This is a genomic window from Massilia sp. 2TAF26 (genome assembly GCF_052115005.1).
Taxonomy (GTDB): Bacteria; Pseudomonadota; Gammaproteobacteria; order Burkholderiales; family Burkholderiaceae_D; genus Telluria.
In genome coordinates, this window is the sequence record NZ_JBFRFV010000012.1 from 111,761 (window position 1) to 126,563 (window position 14,803).

Sequence of the window (14,803 nt, forward strand, 5' to 3'; positions counted from 1 at the left end):
CATGCATGAGCGAGAAGCGCAGCCGTACTTACGGTACGGCGAGCATCGCAGGCCGCCTCTGCAACGCGCAGCAGATTTGCGAGGCTCCCACCAAAGGAGCCATCATGACTACGATCGTCGTTTTCAGCCACCTGCGCTGGGATTTCGTATTCCAGCGGCCGCAGCACCTGCTGTCGCGCCTGGCGCAGCATTATCCGATCCTGTTCGTCGAGGAACCGGAATACGATGACGGCGCCCCGTTCATGCAGCGGTCGAATCCCGCGCCGAACGTGACCGTGTGCCGCGCGCACACCCCGATCCATGCCATCGGCTTCCATGACGACCAGCTGCGCCTGCTCCAGCCCCTGGTGGCGCAGCTGGCACCACCAGGGGAGCAGGTCATCGCCTGGTTCTATACGCCGATGGCCTTGCCCCTGCTGCAGTCGCTCCAGCCCGCGCTGGTCCTCTACGACTGCATGGACGAGCTGGCCTCGTTCAAGAATCCGCCGAAGCAGCTGCTGCAGCGCGAGAGCGCGCTGCTGAACATCGCCGACCTGGTGTTCGCCGGCGGCCCCAGCCTGTACGAGGCGAAGAAGCACCGCCACCCGAACGTGCACTGCTTTCCCAGCAGCGTCGATGTGGTGCATTTCCAGCAGGCCCTCGACCGCAGCCGCAGCCATCCGCAGCAGCGCGAGATCCCGCATCCGCGCCTCGGCTTCTACGGCGTGCTGGACGAGCGTTTCGACCCGGAGCTGGTCGGCGAACTCGCCGACGCCCATCCGGAATGGCAGCTCGTGCTGGCCGGCCCGGTGGTCAAGATCGACGAGCAACGTCTGCCGCGCCGCGCCAACATCCACTACCTGGGCCAGCAGCCGTATGCCGCCTTGCCCGACCTGCTGGCCGGCTGGGACGTCTGCCTGATGCCCTTCGCCATCAATGAGGCGACCAAGTTCATCAGCCCGACCAAGGTGCTCGAATACATGGCGGCCCAGCTGCCGATCGTGAGCACGCCGATCGCCGACGTCGCCAACCCCTATGGCCACGTGGTCGCGATCGCCAGCGGCGCGCGCGAATTCGTCGCCGCCTGCGAAGCGGCCCTTGCCCAGACGCCGGCCCAGCGCGAACACATGGTCGAGGCGATGAAAACCGTGGTGGCTGCCACTTCCTGGGACAGCACGGCCAGGCACATGCACGAGCTGCTCGATTCCACGCCGGTGCGCGGCGAACGCGGGGCCATGCAGCGCACCGCCTCGCACGATGCCGGCCAGCCCGCGCCGCAGGCGGGCAGCGCCGCGCCGAACGTCAATCCGCTGCGCAGCCAGGGTCCGCGCCATGTCGGCACCGTCATCATCGGCGGCGGCCCGACCGGGCTGTCGGCCGCCTACCACCTGGGCGCGGAAGCGCTGCTGCTGGACCGCAACGAGACCGTCGGCGGCTGGTGCCGCTCGATCGAAGACAAGGGCTTCACCTTCGATCACGCCGGCCACATCATGTTCTCGAACGACCCCTATGTGCTGAAGATGTACGAAGTGCTGCTGGGCGATAACGTGCACTGGCAGAACCGCGAAGCCTGGATCTACAGCAAGGGCGTGTACACCCGCTATCCCTTCCAGGGCGCGCTGTACGGCCTGCCGCCGAAGGTCATCACCGAGTGCGTGATGGGAGCCATCGAGGCCCGCTACACCGCCAACGACGCCCAGCTCGACGACGAGGCCCGGGCCATCGACGACTGCTGCGCCGACGGCACCGCCGACGTCTGCAACACCGACCGTTCGGTGCGGGGCAAGGTGAACAACTTCGAGCAGTTCATCTACAAGGTCTGGGGCAAGGGAATCGCGAAGCACTTCGCGATTCCCTACAACCGCAAGCTCTGGACCGTGCCGCTGGCCGAGATGGAGACGTCCTGGCTGGGCGGCCGCGTACCGCTGCCGAACCTGGAAGAGATCGTGCAGGGTGCGCTCGAGCCTTCGCCCAAGCCGGTCGGGCCGAACGCGCGCTTCGGTTATCCGCTCGAGGGCGGCTTCCAGGCGCTGATGAACGGCTTCCTGCCGCATATCAAGGGCAAGATCGAGCTGGGCGCCGAAGTCGTGCAGGTGCTGCCGCGCGAACACATCGTGGCACTGGCCGACGGCCGCCGCTTCCGCTATGACGACCTGATCTCGACCATGCCGCTGCCGGAGCTGATCAAGGCGATCGGCGACGAGGCGCCGGAAGAGGTGAGGAATGCCGCCCGTGGCCTGCGCCATGTGTCGATCCGCTGCGTCAACATCGGCTTAGGAATTGACAATAAGCGCGTCGTCACCGACAAGCACTGGATCTACTACCCTGAAGACACGATCTTTCACCGCATCTTCGTGCAGGGGAACGCTGCGCCCGCATGCAATCCGCCGGGCGGCTTCGGCTTCACCTGCGAGATCTCGTATTCGCCGACCAAGCCGCTGCCGCTCGACGGCGAGGAACTGATCGCCCGCGCGATCGAGGATTGCCGCCGGGTCGGCATGATCCGCGAAGGCGACCGTATCCTCGTCAGCAACCAGGTCGACATGCCCTACGCCTATGTGCTCTACGACCACCAGCGTGCGCTCAATGTCGAGACCTGCAAGGCCTGGCTGAAGCAGTTCGACATCACCCTGGTTGGCCGCTACAGCGAGTGGGAGTACTACAACTCCGATCACGCCCTGCTGGCCGGCAAGCGGGGCGCCGAAATCGTCCTCGACAAGCGCGCCCGCACCCAGAAAGCCAGCGCGGAGTAGGCGATGGGCCCCTTCGCCCGGGCCGGCTTGCCCCTGCTGCTCTTGCCTGATGCGTGAGAACAGCGGGACTTTCGTCGGGCTGGGTATGCTGCCCCGGCTGCTGGCACAGCGGGGCCATCTGGTGGAGCGCGTTTATTGAGCGCCGCTCGTCCGGCCTGGCGCGGCTGTTCAGTGCTTGATCATGCCGTCGGACAGGTTGACCCGGTCTCCGCTGCGGAAATCCGGCGTGGTTTCCTGGGTGATCACCTGGGTGCTGCCATCGTCCATGCGCAGGGTCACGCGGTAGACGCGCTCGGACGAGGAACTGCCGGTGGTGCCGCTGCTGCCGCTGCCGCCCACTGCCGCCGCGCCGACCGAACCCGCGCCCGCCATGCCGCTGGCCGTGCGCGGCACGACTTCGACCGCCATCACGGTGGCGTTCGGGCTCGAGCTCGCCGCCGTGGACGAACCCGCCGCCGAGGCGCCCATGGAACCCTGGCCGGTGGTGGCGCTCGCGGTGCCGCCGCCACCCTCATAGCCGCTGCTGGAGGTGCCGCTGCCCGAGGTGCCCGAGCTGCCCGAGCTGCCGGTGCCGGACATGCCGCCGCTGCCGCCGCTGCTGGTGGAGCTGCCGCTTTCCATGCTGCCCTTGTCGCCCTGCATGGATTTACACGCGGACAGCCCGAAAGCCAGCGTCAGCAAGCCTGCCAGGAGTACGCTCTGGTGTTTTAGCTTCATGATCAACTCCTTCTGATGGGATGGATAGGTCAGGTAGGTGCGTGATGATATCGTGTGCCACTCGAATAAGAGGCGCGTTTGGGAGCGACGTTCCAGCTGACTCGGGTTGGGCATGAGCCACGTCAAGGACGTCGAGGGATAGTGGAATTCGGCGTGGCGTGCGACTCAGCGTTTCGTTGCCAGGACCGATTTCGGCAGCACGGCGCATAACAGTAGGACCGTCAGGATGGCGGCAGTGCAATCGACTTCCCAGTCATGCACGTTGGCGCCGCGATAGGGAAAGAAACTCTGGATGAATTCGTCGCCGGCGCCCATCAGGGCGACCGCCAGCACGGCCTTGACGGCGCGCGCGGCCGGGCTGCCGGTGCTGCCGAGGAAGCACAGGCCGGCCAGGATGGCATACGCGGTCGAATGCAGCACGACGCCGGACGCAAGCTCGCCGATGTCGGCGCGCGCACCAGGAATATTGCCGGTCACCACGATTGCCAGGTACATCAGAACGGCGCAGGCAAGGCAGGCGTAGCGCAGGCGAGGGTGGAGCAGCAACTGGGACAGCATGGCATTCATGGCAAGGAACAACTGGTATCAGGAAAACGCACACCTTACCATGACGCCTGCGAGAACGTCCGCACGGCCGCTGCGCCTTGCCATGAGTGAAACGGTATCAGGAAGGCTTGGCCCCTGGCCTCGGCGAACCGTGTTACGGAACGTCGGCCAAGGGCGGGACCGCGTCAGATCGTGAGCGCGGGTGTCCCGTTGGGGTAATGTGCGTCGAAGCAGCTTTCGCATTCGGCGCAGAAAAGATGGGCGACGCGGACGGTTTGCTGTCGCAGGACGAGCTTGAGCTGGTGTGTCCGGCATTTCGGGCAGATCTCGCGGACGCTGCCGAAGGTCAATACGTGAAGAGGCTGTTCTTCATCGTCGAGGTGGTCGATGACCATGCGCGGGTTGAGTTCGCTGAGGACAAGGTAGTCGTCGGCGAAGTGCTGTCGCCGGCGCGATGGCTGGGATTGCTGCTGCTGGGGTGGGGACATCGCTTCAGGTAAAGTCATAGGACTGGCTCCATGAAAAAACGCAAGCGCGAAATTCATGATAGCGAAATCCCTGACTGGTTCAAGCATTGCGGGACATTTTTATTTGTTGCGTTGCATTCTCGACATTAATCATACGGAACAAAAAAAAATGCCCGCCAACGGAGGACGGGCACAACCCAAGATCAGGGCCAAGAGACGCGGAATTCGGTGCGGCGCACCGCTTTGCGGTACGCCTTTCTGCGATCACGCGTATCGGTTGCGTGTATGCAGATGAACCCAGTATAGGAGGCGAATGTGACCCGGACATGACACGCCTCAAGCAATCGTCGGCTGGCTGAGAACGAACTCGGTTGAGATCGGTCTATTGATAATCCCCGAACGAAACCCAGGCGACAGATAAAAAAAAGCCCGCTTCATCGGCGGGCTTCAAACTATTTTCTTGGAGGAGAATAGTGGAGACAGGTGAGATTATGTTGCGGCGCGATATATATGTCCAATTTTGTTTATGGATATGTGATATTCACATAAATGATAATTGATGGGCTCACCCTGGTCCGCTTCATTCCTTTACCGGTACCGTGTAATTCAGCGCCATCCTGCCGCCGTCCGCGTACAAAGTCTGGCCGGTGATATACGAGGCGTCGTCGCTGGCGAGGAAGGCCGCGATGCCGGCGATCTCCTCCGGCTCGCCGCAGCGGCCCAGCGGCGTGCGCGACAGGATCGTGTGGCGCGCTTCCGGGCTGCCCATCACGGCATTCTTCGCCAGCTCGGTCAGGATGGTGCCGGGGCCGATCGCATTCACGCGGATGCCGTGTTCGGCCAGGGCGATCGCCGCCACCCGGGTCAGCTGGTTCACGCCGCCTTTCGAGACGACATAGGGGATCTGGTTGGGGATGGTCAGCTCGGCGTTCACGCTCGACATATTGATGATGCAGCCGCGCTTGTCCGTGTCATTGCGCTTGACCATCTCGCGCGCCACCGCCTGGCTGCACAGGAACATCGACTTCAGGTTGACGCGCAGCACGCGGTCGAAGTCTTCCTCGGCCAGCTCGAGGAAATCGGCGGCGTGGGTGACGCCGGCATTGTTGACCAGGATGTCGACCTGGCCGAAGGCGGCCAGGGTCGCGGCCAGCATGGCGTCGACGTCGGATTTCTGGCTGACGTCGGCGCAAAAGAAGCGGGCATTGTCGCCGAGCGCTTCGGCCGCCGCCGCGCCTTCCTGGCGCACGTCGACCAGCATCACGCGCGCGCCTTCGCGCACCAGGCGTTCGGCGCAGGCATATCCGATTCCCCGGCTGGCTCCGGTGACGATGGCGACTTTCTGGGCAAGTTTCATGGCTGGCTTTCCTGGGTGGCTGAAAATGCCATTGTACCGGGCGGCCTGAGCCTCGACGCTACAGCATCAGCGGCTTGTCGGGCAATTCGTTAGGCCGCGCGCCGTTCGCCGGGAAGTGCTGGCGCAGCAGCGCATTGACCTGGCCGACGGCATCCAGCGTAGCCTCGTGAAAGCGTCCCTGGGCGAAGCCCGCCGTCATCGTGCGGCAGACCGCCTGCCAGGTGGCCGGCTCGATCCGGCGGTCGATGCCGCGGTCGGCCACGATGTCGACCTTGTGGTCGGCCAGGTTGACGTAGATGAGAACGCCGCAATTCTCCTCGGTATCCCAGATGCCGTAGTCGGCGAACAGGGCCAGCGCGCGCTGGCGGTTCGTCACGTCGGCCCAGACCGCCGCCAGCGGCAGGGATTTCTCGACGATCAGCCGGACTTCGCCGCGGTGGGTCCGCTCGCCGGCCGTGATCGCCTCGGCGATGGCCGTCAGCGTGTCAGGCGGGAAGATGCGCGCCGCCTCGGTCCTGGTGCTGAGCAGGTGGCGCAGGGCGCGGCGCAGGCGGCCGGGTTGATGTTGTGGCGCGTCCATCACCAGTCTCCCGAGGCGCCGCCGCCGTCGAAGGTCCCGCCGCCGCCGGAAAAGCCGCCGCCCGAAAAGCCGCTGTCGGAAAAGCCGCCGCTGCCCGAGAAGCCGCCACCACCGCGCCGCTGGTTTTCCAAATTGCTGAGAATATTGCCGAGGACGAAGCCGGCCGCGCCGCTGTTCCAGCCATGGTTCCAGCCTCCGCCGGGACCCGGCTGCACGAAGCGGCCGCGGCGCCGGCCGAACAGCGAGCGCAGGACCACCATCCCGATGACGATGAAGAAGATGCTCATCACGATGCCGGGGCCGTCGACGCCGTCCTCGGCCTGCTGCTGCGCCTGCCCCTGCTGGGCCTGTGGCGCAGGGAATTTTTCCTGGTTCAGCAGCGCGGAGATGGCGCCCACGCCGGCGACCAGGCCGCCGTAGTAATCGTTCTGGCGGAAGTGGGGCGCGATGGTGTCCTGCAGGATGCGCTTGGACTGGGCATCGGTCAGCACGCCCTGCACGCCGCGCCCGGCCTCGATGCGCAGGCGCCGCAGCGAGGAGGGGTTGTCGCGCGCGACCAGCAGCAGCACGCCGTCGTCGACGCCCTTGCGGCCCAGCTTCCAGGCGTCGGTGACGCGGATGCCGTACTGCTCGATGGCCTCGGGTTCGGTCGACTTCACCAGCAGCACCGCGATCTGGCTGCCGGTCTGGGTCTCGTAGTCGGCCAGCACGCGTTCCAGGTTCTGGCGCTGCTCGGCCGTCAGCATCCCGGCCTGGTCGGTGACGCGCGCCGTCAGCGGCGGCACCGGCTTGAGCTGTGCGTGGGCCTGCCCGGCGAGCAGCAGGACGAAGGCGAGGGCAAGGCCCTGGAACAGGCGCAGCACCGGGTTCATCGCGACGCTCCCGTCACTTGCCGAAGTCGACCTTCGGCGCGGTCGAGATCGAGCGCTCGTTCTCGACGGTGAAGGAAGGCTTGGGCTGGTAGCCGAACATCTTGGCCGTCAGGTTGGTCGGGAAGCTGCGCGCCAGCACGTTGTACTCCTGGACCGAGGCGATGTAGCGCTGGCGTGCCACGGTGATGCGGTTCTCGGTGCCCTCCAGCTGCGACTGCAGGTCGCGGAACTGGGTGTCGGCCTTCAGGTTCGGGTAGTTCTCGGACACTGCCATCAGGCGCGACAGCGCGCTGCTCAGTTCGCCCTGCACCTGCTGGAATTTCTGGAAGGCTTCCGGATTGTTCAGCACTTCCGGGGTGATCTGGAAGCTGGTGGCGGCGGCGCGCGCCCGGGTGACGGCTTCCAGCGTATCCTTCTCGTGCGAGGCATAGCCCTTGACCGTGTTGACCAGGTTCGGAATCAGGTCGGCGCGGCGCTGGTACTGGTTGACGACCTCGCTCCAGGCCGCCTTGGTCGCCTCGTCCTTGGTCTGGAATTCGTTATAGCCGCAGCCCGACAGTGCGGAACCGGCCAGGACCGCGGCCAGCAGCATGCCGGCCAGGCGCGTGAACAGGGAAGGCGTCATAGAGGTGGGCTTGTTCGTCTTTTGCATCGTCGGGTATCCATCGCCAGTTGTCGAATAATAAAAATATACCCGAATTGGCCATGCTGTGGCGTCCTGCCCATATGCAGGGTCGGCAGCGCGGGCGCGGCGCGGTACAATAGTGGGTTTGCAACAAGAGACAAGGGCCTGCCATGAACTTCATCGACAAGCTGAATGCCGCCTGGCGCAGCAACGATTCCCTGCTGTGCGTCGGACTCGATCCCGACCTCGAGCGCTTGCCAGAACAGATGCGCGACCGGCCGGACGGCATCGCCGAATTCTGCAAGGCCATCATCGACGCGACCGCCGACCTGGCCTGCGCCTTCAAGCCGCAGATCGCCTATTTCGCCGCCCTCGGCGCCGAAGACCAGCTCGAAACGGTCTGCCATTACCTGAAACAGCGTTATCCGCACATCCCCCTGATCCTGGACGCCAAGCGCGGCGACATCGGCGCCACCGCGCGCCAGTACGCGCGCGAAGCCTTCGACCGTTACGGCGCCGATGCCGTCACCGTCAGCCCCTACATGGGCTTCGACTCGGTCGAACCGTATATGGAGTGGCCGGACCGCGGCGTGATCGTCCTGTGCCGGACCTCGAACGCGGGCGGCTCCGACCTGCAGTTCCTCGACGTCGGCGGACGCCCGCTGTACCAGCACGTGGCCCAGCTGGTGGCGGACAAGTGGAACCGGCATGGACAGTGCGCGCTGGTGGTCGGCGCCACCTTCCCGCAGGAGCTGGCCCAGGTGCGCGCCCTGGTGGGCGACATGCCGCTGCTGGTGCCGGGCATCGGCGCCCAGGGCGGCGACATCGAGGCGACCGTGAAATCAGGCCGCACGGCCGATGGCGCCGGCATGATGATCAATTCCTCGCGCGCCATCCTGTACGCGCAGCCGCAGGGCGATGAAGATTTCGCCGCCGCGGCGCGCCGCGTGGCGATGGAGACGCGCGACGCGATCAACCAGTATCGCGCGTAACCGACCTTGGCGTGGGCACACCGTGCCCACGCATAACAATCAATACCGCTGCGGCGCAATCGACTCCGCGTAATCGTAGAGCGCCCCCAGGATCTCCTCGGCACGCTCATCCGCCGTCTCCGACAGCGCATCGATCTCGGTGAACAGCTGCTCGATGGTGCGCGCCCCGCCCAGGCCGTCGAACAGCCGCGCCGCGCGGTGCGCTTCCCAGCTTTCCAGCTCATGCTCCTGCAGCGTGTGCGGGAAGTTGCGGCAGCGGTAGCGGAACAGCAGTTGGGCCAGCCTTTCGTCCTCGAAGCTGGGCTGGCGCTGGGCCAGGCGTGCCGGCTGCTCGATGCGCAGCGCTTCCAGCTGGCGGCGGTCGCCCTGCGAGACGAAGCCGCCGTACAGGTCTTCGTCGACATCGACACCGGCACCCGGCTCGGCGCCAGGGCGCTGGAACACCTTCTGCCACACCGCGCTCATGTCCGGCCCGCCGGCCGCAATGCGTGCGTGCGCCAGGCATTGTTCGACGTCCAGCTCCCACTTCGCCGCCAGCACCGGGTTGAGGGTCTTGAGGTTCCCGACCAGCATCGGCGATTTATTCAGGTGCACACTCTTGATCGGCAGCCGGGAGACGCCCTCGGGCATCTCGGCGGCGCGCGTGAAGAGGCGCTCGCGGATCGTGTCCACGCTCAGGGCGAACAGCTCGGAGGGGTCGTGGCGGCAATCCCAGACCAGCACCTCGTTCTTGTTGGTCGGGTGGGAGGCCAGCGGCCACACCAGGCCGAGGCAGCCGCGCTCGGCCGGGAACATGCCGGACACGTGCAGGACGGGGCGGCGCTGGCTGCGCTCCAGGTGCAGGCCCATCTCGCTGGCCACCTTGTCCTTGCGGCGCAGTTCCAGGCAGAAGTCGAACAGCTTCGGCTGCTTGCTGCGGATCAGGCGTGCCATCGCGATGGTGGCGCGCACGTCGGACAGGGCGTCGTGCGCGGCCTCGTGCGCCAGGCCGTTGGCGCGGGTCAGGTCTTCGAGGCGGAAGCTGGGCTTGCCGTCCTCGCGCATCGGCCACTGGATGCCGTCCGGGCGCAGCGCATAGGTCATGCGCACGACGTCCAGCAAGTCCCAGCGGCCGCAGCCGTTCTGCCATTCGCGCGCATACGGGTCGATCATGTTGCGCCAGAAGAGGAAGCGCGTGACCTCGTCGTCGAAGCGGATGGTGTTGTAGCCGACCCCGACCGTGCCCGGCTCGCTGAAGGCGTCGCAGATCTGCCGCGCGAACTCGTGCTCCGGCACGCCATGCTCCAGGCAGTGCTGGGGCGTGATGCCGGTGATCAGGCAGGCCTGGGGATCCGGCAGGTAGTCGGGCGCCGGCTGGCAATAGATCATGACCGGCTCGCCGATCTCGTTCAGCTCGGCGTCCGTGCGGATCGCGGCGAACTGGGCCGGGCGATCGCGACGCGGCACCGCGCCGAAGGTTTCGTAGTCGTGCCAGAGGAAAGTGTGGTTGCTCACGGGGGTACTCATGAATTGCGACGGGCCATTCTAACTTGCCGGCTTGCTCATTCCCAGCCCAGCCGCAAGCGATGTTACGGAACCTTCAGGTGTGGATGCGGTCGCGTCCGGCCTGCTTGGCGCGGTAGAGGGCCGCGTCGGCCGCTTCGACCAGGCTGCGCTCGTCCTGTTCGGGACCCAGGCTGGCGACGCCGAAGGAACCGGTGATGTGGGGCAGGGCGATGCGCATGTCGTCGAACACCACCGCCTCGCGCATGCGCCCGCACAGGCGCTCGGCCACCATTACCGCCAGGGTGCGGTTGGTGTTCGGCAGGATCGCCATCAGCTCCTCGCCGCCGTAGCGCACCGCAAAGTCGGACGGCCGCAGGGCGCTGCGGATCGCGGCGGCGGCGGTGGCGAGGGCGGTATCGCCGGCCATGTGGCCATGGGTATCGTTGAAGCGCTTGAAGTGGTCGAGGTCGATCATCACCAGCGACAGCGGGGTGCCGTCCATGCGGCTGCGGGCGACCAGCTTGGGCAGCATGTCGTTCAGCCAGGCGCGGTTGTACAGCCCGGTCAGGCCGTCGTTCATCGACAGCTGGCGGTAGAACTCGCCCAGCTTCTGGCGCCGCCGCAGCAGGGCGTTGGCGGCGCGGATGCGGAAGGACAGCATGCGCAGCAGGTTGCGGGCGACGCCGTTGGCTTCGTCGATCAGGCGCCACACCATGTCGGGTTCGATCACCAGCAGTTCGCTGTCTTCCAGGGCCGTGATGGCGTCGAGGTTGGCGGCATCGTCCAGCACCGACTGCTCGCCCACGCTTTCGCCGGGCAGGATGCGCTGGATCTCGCCTTCGCCGGCGGCGGTGGCCGGCTGCACGCCGAGCGAGCCCGACAGCACAACGTAGAGGCGGGCGCGCAGCCCGTCCTCGACCGGTTCACCCTTGCTGACGCCGACCACCGGGCAGGCGGCCAGCAGCGTCGCCACCGCCGGGGTGTCGGCGTCGCGGAACAGCTGCAGGTCGCGGATCGCGTAGCGGGATGCGCCGAAGGTGCCGGTGAGGTTCAATGGTAGCCCGGGTCGATGAAGAATATTGACAAGCTCGAAATCATAACCCATTGCAACAACTACGCCGAGACTTGGCGCCGGATAAACAACAGTGTTCCAATAGAGGGATGAATCCATCGAATCCTCTTGTCGACGCACTCGGGCAGCGTCACGACCCCGCGCCGGATGCCCGCATCGTCTGCCTGGTGCCTTCGATTACCGAACTGCTGTGCGAGCTGGGCCTGGCCGGCAAGCTGGCCGGGCGCACCGGCTTCTGCATTCATCCCCGCGACGTGGTCGCCGCGATCCCCAAGGTCGGCGGCACCAAGGACGTCAACATCGAGAAGATCCGCAAGCTGGCGCCGACCCACGTGGTGGTCAACATCGACGAAAACGAGAAGCCGACCGTGGAGCGGCTGGCGGAATTCGTGCCGCACGTGGTGGTCACGCATCCGAATGCGCCGCGCGACAACCTGGCACTGGCGCGCCTGATGGGCGGGATCTTCGGTGCGAGCGACGCGGCGGAGCGCTGGTGCGCCGGCTTCGAAGCCGAATACGCATCCCTGAAGCGGCTTCCTCCCGGACCGGCGCGCACGGTGCTGTACTGCATCTGGCAGGATCCGTGGATGACGGTTTCGAAGGAGACCTATATCGCCAGCATGCTGGCCGAACTGGGCTGGCAGGTGCCGGCGCTGGGGCAGGGCGAGCGCTATCCGCGTTTCGACTGGTCGCAGGGATTGGTGGACGGGCTCGATGCGGTGCTGCTGTCGACCGAGCCCTATCGCTTCACCGAAGAGCATGCCGATGCGCTGGAAAAGCAGATCGGCATTCCGGTGTTCCTGGTCGACGGCGAGATGATGTCGTGGTACGGCAGCCGCGCCCTCGAAGGCCTGCGATACCTTGGAAGCCTCAGGGCGCTGGTGGATGGAACTTACTGATTGTCGGTGAGGCCCTTGTAGGACTCGATCGGAACCTCGGGATCCAGCGGGACGGCATCGCGCTTGTTCTTGTCGTTGAGGCGGCCCATTGCGCTGTCCAGTGCGCGCTTCAGTTTGCCGGCCGCGCCCGAGATCGACAGGTGCAGGTCGGCGGCGTGGGCGTGCACGACCACCGGATCGTAGCCGGCCACGCGCGCTTCCATCATGCAGTAATTGTCGCCATCTTCGTGTTTCTGGTCGTTCTGGTTGCTCAGGTGGACATCCACGCGGCGGACCTGCTCGAAACGGCCGACGCTCGATTCGACGAGGTCGCGCACGCGTTCGTCGAGACCCTGGTGGCGGTCGATGGTGTTGTCGGTATTAACGTTGATTTCCATAAATCACTCCAATAGTTGACACTGTTGAAACGATCTTACACCGTCCCCGGAATTCGCCGCGCCCAGATGGACGCGCTCAGCTGTTTACGAGGCTGGCCGCGATGTTCACCGACAGGCCCAGGATCAGCACGTTGAAGAAGAAGGCCAGCACCGAATGGCCGAGCACCAGCTTGCGCATCGGGCGCGTCATCACCGAGACGTCCGAGGTCTGGACCGCGACCGCGATCGTGAACGAGAAGTACAGGAAGTCCCAGTAATCCGGTTCCAGCCCCTCGTCCGGGAAGCGCAGCGGCCGCTGATGAACGGGCGCGCGGTAGTAGAGGTGGGCGTAGTGCAGGCAGAACAGCACGCCGACCAGCAGCCAGGAACCGATCACCGTGAAGGCGGTGAAGGCGTAGTGCATGGCGATCTTGTTGGCGGGCAGGTGGTCCATGTGCGCCAGTTCGGAGATGATGGCGTACAGGCTCAGCATGGCGCCGACGACCAGCGAGAACAGCACGGTGCCGGCGCTCTCGTCATCCCTGCTCGCGATCCTGCGGACCTTGTCGTGGTCGGCCCGCAGCATCATCCACCCCATCCCCAGCAGGTAGGACCAGACCCCCGTATTCCAGCCGAGCAGGGCGCGCCGCAGCCAGGGATGGGACTCCGGCCACAGCAGGCCGACGGCGGCGCCGAGCGCGATCGCCAGCGTCAGGTGCGGCCGGTTGTGGATGAGGTGGCGGAGGAAGCTCTTGTCCATCATCCGGCTTTCTGTGCGGCGACTTCCGCCTCGTGGTGGGGGAAGCGGTCCATGCGCGACAGCACCGGGAACAGCTTCATCCAGGTGCCGGTGACCACCAGCGTGGCGGCGCCGCCGAACAGGATCGCCCGCACCAGGCCGAACCAGCTGGCGGTCAGGCCCGATTCGAATTCGCCCAGCTCGTTCGAGGCGCCGATGAAGACGGAGTTGACGGCGCTGACGCGGCCGCGGATCTCGTCCGGCGTCTCGTACTGCACCAGCAGGTGGCGGATGTAGACGCTGATCATGTCGCCGACGCCGAGCAGGAACAAAGCGACCAGGGCGACGCCGAAGCTGTGGACCAGGCCCATGGTGACGGTGGCGGCGCCGAACAGGGCGACCCCGCCGAACATCCAGGCGCCGACCCTGCGCGTGATCGGCCAGAAGGCCAGCGCGATCGAACACAGGGCCGCGCCGGCGCCGGGCGCGGTGCGCAGCAGGCCCAGGCTGGTGGGGCCGGCGGCAAGCACGTCGTGGGCATAGGCCGGCAGCAGGGCGGTGGCGCCGCCGAACAGCACCGCGAACAGGTCGAGCGAGATCGCGCCCAGCACGATCGGGCGGCTCCACACGAAGCGCAGGCCCTCGAGCAGGGTATGCCAGCTGACCGGGGCCCGGGTTCTGGCCTGCGGCGCGCTCTCGGTGCCTTTCATCAGCAGCACCGACACCGCCAGCAGGGTGCTCGACACCGCATACACGACGTTCGGCCCGAACACGTACAGCAGGCCGCCCAGCACCGGGCCGAGGATGATCGCGACCTGCATGTTCGAGGAACTCAGCGCGACCGCCTGCGAGAACTCCTGGGTCGACACCAGGTTGCGCAGCACGGCCTGCTGGGCCGGCATCATGAAGGCGCGCGCGCTGCCGTACAGCACCAGCACCGCATACACCGGCCACACGACGGTGCTGCCGGACAGGGTGAACAGCACCAGCAGCAGGCTGCACAGCAGCTGGGTGCCCAGGCACCACAGGACGATGGTACGGCGGTTATGGGTATCGGCGACGTGGCCGGCCCACAGGATCAACACCAGGAAGGGCGCGAACTGGGCCAGGCCGATCAGGCCGAGGTCGAACAGGCTGTGGGTGATCTGGTACACCTGCCAGCCGATGGCCACGCTCTGCATCTGGACCGCGAGCGTGCCCAGGAAGCGGGCGGAAAGATAGAAGGCGAGATTACGGTTGCGCAGGACGCCGAGGCGGCCCGAGGGGGAAATCAGTGACATAAAGTGGAATGAGATGGTGGCAGGAATGCCAACGCTCATTGTGCCTGATGTCGGGATCGTGCGCAGTCATTACGGCCGCGCGCG

At 66.0% G+C, this 14,803-nt stretch carries 15 protein-coding genes; 4 read left to right on the forward strand and 11 right to left on the reverse strand.

Annotated features, from left to right (window positions below; genetic code table 11):
* The first annotated feature begins 104 nt into the window (after positions 1 to 104).
* Positions 105 to 2,732, forward strand: coding sequence for an NAD(P)-binding protein (locus AB4Z32_RS14615; RefSeq protein WP_442122574.1), 2,628 nt, complete (start codon positions 105 to 107; stop codon positions 2,730 to 2,732).
* A 168-nt stretch (positions 2,733 to 2,900) separates the two neighbouring features.
* On the opposite strand, the gene AB4Z32_RS14620 is transcribed toward AB4Z32_RS14615, so the two are convergent.
* Positions 2,901 to 3,449: a hypothetical protein gene (locus AB4Z32_RS14620; RefSeq protein ID WP_442122575.1), complete on the reverse strand. Its 549-nt coding sequence runs from the start codon at positions 3,447 to 3,449 to the stop codon at positions 2,901 to 2,903.
* Positions 3,450 to 3,614: 165 nt separating this feature from the next.
* Complete coding sequence (locus AB4Z32_RS14625) at positions 3,615 to 4,007, reverse strand: VanZ family protein (protein WP_442122576.1); 393 nt, start codon at positions 4,005 to 4,007, stop codon at positions 3,615 to 3,617.
* 245 nt (positions 4,008 to 4,252) lie between these two features.
* Here AB4Z32_RS14625 and AB4Z32_RS14630 point away from each other — a divergent pair, with 245 nt between their 5' ends.
* On the forward strand, positions 4,253 to 4,495 hold the full coding sequence (locus AB4Z32_RS14630; protein ID WP_442122577.1) for a hypothetical protein: 243 nt from the start codon (positions 4,253 to 4,255) through the stop codon (positions 4,493 to 4,495).
* 547 nt (positions 4,496 to 5,042) lie between these two features.
* On the opposite strand, the gene AB4Z32_RS14635 is transcribed toward AB4Z32_RS14630, so the two are convergent.
* From AB4Z32_RS14635 to AB4Z32_RS14650, 4 genes are read right to left on the reverse strand one after another with little or no spacing between them, the layout of a single operon-like run.
* Complete coding sequence (locus tag AB4Z32_RS14635) at positions 5,043 to 5,819, reverse strand: SDR family NAD(P)-dependent oxidoreductase (protein WP_442122578.1); 777 nt, start codon at positions 5,817 to 5,819, stop codon at positions 5,043 to 5,045.
* A 58-nt stretch (positions 5,820 to 5,877) separates the two neighbouring features.
* Positions 5,878 to 6,399: a TPM domain-containing protein gene (locus tag AB4Z32_RS14640; protein WP_442122579.1), complete on the reverse strand. Its 522-nt coding sequence runs from the start codon at positions 6,397 to 6,399 to the stop codon at positions 5,878 to 5,880.
* Positions 6,399 to 7,271 (reverse strand): TPM domain-containing protein, encoded by an 873-nt coding sequence (locus tag AB4Z32_RS14645; protein ID WP_442122580.1) that lies wholly within the window; start codon positions 7,269 to 7,271, stop codon positions 6,399 to 6,401. Before AB4Z32_RS14645 ends, AB4Z32_RS14640 begins: the two co-directional genes overlap by 1 nt.
* A gap of 13 nt (positions 7,272 to 7,284) precedes the next feature.
* Positions 7,285 to 7,863, reverse strand: coding sequence for a LemA family protein (locus AB4Z32_RS14650; RefSeq protein ID WP_442122623.1), 579 nt, complete (start codon positions 7,861 to 7,863; stop codon positions 7,285 to 7,287).
* Between the two features lie 203 nt (positions 7,864 to 8,066).
* On the opposite strand from AB4Z32_RS14650, the gene pyrF reads away from it, so the two are divergent.
* Positions 8,067 to 8,888: an orotidine-5'-phosphate decarboxylase gene (gene pyrF / locus AB4Z32_RS14655; RefSeq protein ID WP_442122581.1), complete on the forward strand. Its 822-nt coding sequence runs from the start codon at positions 8,067 to 8,069 to the stop codon at positions 8,886 to 8,888.
* Positions 8,889 to 8,927: 39 nt separating this feature from the next.
* Here the strand turns inward: pyrF and sbcB are convergent, their stop codons facing one another.
* Entirely contained in the window at positions 8,928 to 10,382 is a 1,455-nt protein-coding gene (sbcB, locus tag AB4Z32_RS14660; protein ID WP_442122582.1) for an exodeoxyribonuclease I, read from the reverse strand.
* An 85-nt stretch (positions 10,383 to 10,467) separates the two neighbouring features.
* Positions 10,468 to 11,427: a GGDEF domain-containing protein gene (locus tag AB4Z32_RS14665; protein WP_442122583.1), complete on the reverse strand. Its 960-nt coding sequence runs from the start codon at positions 11,425 to 11,427 to the stop codon at positions 10,468 to 10,470.
* A 107-nt stretch (positions 11,428 to 11,534) separates the two neighbouring features.
* Here AB4Z32_RS14665 and AB4Z32_RS14670 point away from each other — a divergent pair, with 107 nt between their 5' ends.
* Positions 11,535 to 12,344, forward strand: a complete 810-nt coding sequence (locus AB4Z32_RS14670) for a helical backbone metal receptor (protein ID WP_442122584.1) — start codon at positions 11,535 to 11,537, stop codon at positions 12,342 to 12,344.
* Here AB4Z32_RS14670 and AB4Z32_RS14675 read toward each other — a convergent pair.
* From AB4Z32_RS14675 to AB4Z32_RS14685, 3 genes are all read right to left on the reverse strand, one after another.
* Complete coding sequence (locus AB4Z32_RS14675) at positions 12,338 to 12,721, reverse strand: HPF/RaiA family ribosome-associated protein (protein ID WP_442122585.1); 384 nt, start codon at positions 12,719 to 12,721, stop codon at positions 12,338 to 12,340. The genes AB4Z32_RS14670 and AB4Z32_RS14675 overlap by 7 nt on opposite strands.
* A gap of 76 nt (positions 12,722 to 12,797) precedes the next feature.
* Entirely contained in the window at positions 12,798 to 13,463 is a 666-nt protein-coding gene (locus tag AB4Z32_RS14680; protein ID WP_442122586.1) for a DUF1345 domain-containing protein, read from the reverse strand.
* Positions 13,460 to 14,719: an MFS transporter gene (locus AB4Z32_RS14685; RefSeq protein ID WP_442122587.1), complete on the reverse strand. Its 1,260-nt coding sequence runs from the start codon at positions 14,717 to 14,719 to the stop codon at positions 13,460 to 13,462. The genes AB4Z32_RS14680 and AB4Z32_RS14685 overlap by 4 nt, the downstream gene beginning before the upstream one ends.
* Positions 14,720 to 14,803 lie beyond the last annotated feature (84 nt).

Coding starts and splice junctions, on each gene's coding strand:
- AB4Z32_RS14635 (WP_442122578.1), bottom strand. CDS start 5,819: ATGAAACTTGCCCAGAAAGTCGCCATCGTCACCGGAGCCAGCCGGGGA.
- AB4Z32_RS14620 (WP_442122575.1), bottom strand. CDS start 3,449: ATGAAGCTAAAACACCAGAGCGTACTCCTGGCAGGCTTGCTGACGCTG.
- AB4Z32_RS14625 (WP_442122576.1), bottom strand. CDS start 4,007: ATGCTGTCCCAGTTGCTGCTCCACCCTCGCCTGCGCTACGCCTGCCTT.
- AB4Z32_RS14645 (WP_442122580.1), bottom strand. CDS start 7,271: ATGAACCCGGTGCTGCGCCTGTTCCAGGGCCTTGCCCTCGCCTTCGTC.
- AB4Z32_RS14670 (WP_442122584.1), top strand. CDS start 11,535: ATGAATCCATCGAATCCTCTTGTCGACGCACTCGGGCAGCGTCACGAC.
- AB4Z32_RS14685 (WP_442122587.1), bottom strand. CDS start 14,719: ATGTCACTGATTTCCCCCTCGGGCCGCCTCGGCGTCCTGCGCAACCGT.
- AB4Z32_RS14630 (WP_442122577.1), top strand. CDS start 4,253: ATGGGCGACGCGGACGGTTTGCTGTCGCAGGACGAGCTTGAGCTGGTG.
- AB4Z32_RS14615 (WP_442122574.1), top strand. CDS start 105: ATGACTACGATCGTCGTTTTCAGCCACCTGCGCTGGGATTTCGTATTC.
- pyrF (WP_442122581.1), top strand. CDS start 8,067: ATGAACTTCATCGACAAGCTGAATGCCGCCTGGCGCAGCAACGATTCC.
- AB4Z32_RS14640 (WP_442122579.1), bottom strand. CDS start 6,399: ATGGACGCGCCACAACATCAACCCGGCCGCCTGCGCCGCGCCCTGCGC.
- AB4Z32_RS14680 (WP_442122586.1), bottom strand. CDS start 13,463: ATGATGGACAAGAGCTTCCTCCGCCACCTCATCCACAACCGGCCGCAC.
- AB4Z32_RS14675 (WP_442122585.1), bottom strand. CDS start 12,721: ATGGAAATCAACGTTAATACCGACAACACCATCGACCGCCACCAGGGT.
- AB4Z32_RS14650 (WP_442122623.1), bottom strand. CDS start 7,863: ATGCTGCTGGCCGCGGTCCTGGCCGGTTCCGCACTGTCGGGCTGCGGC.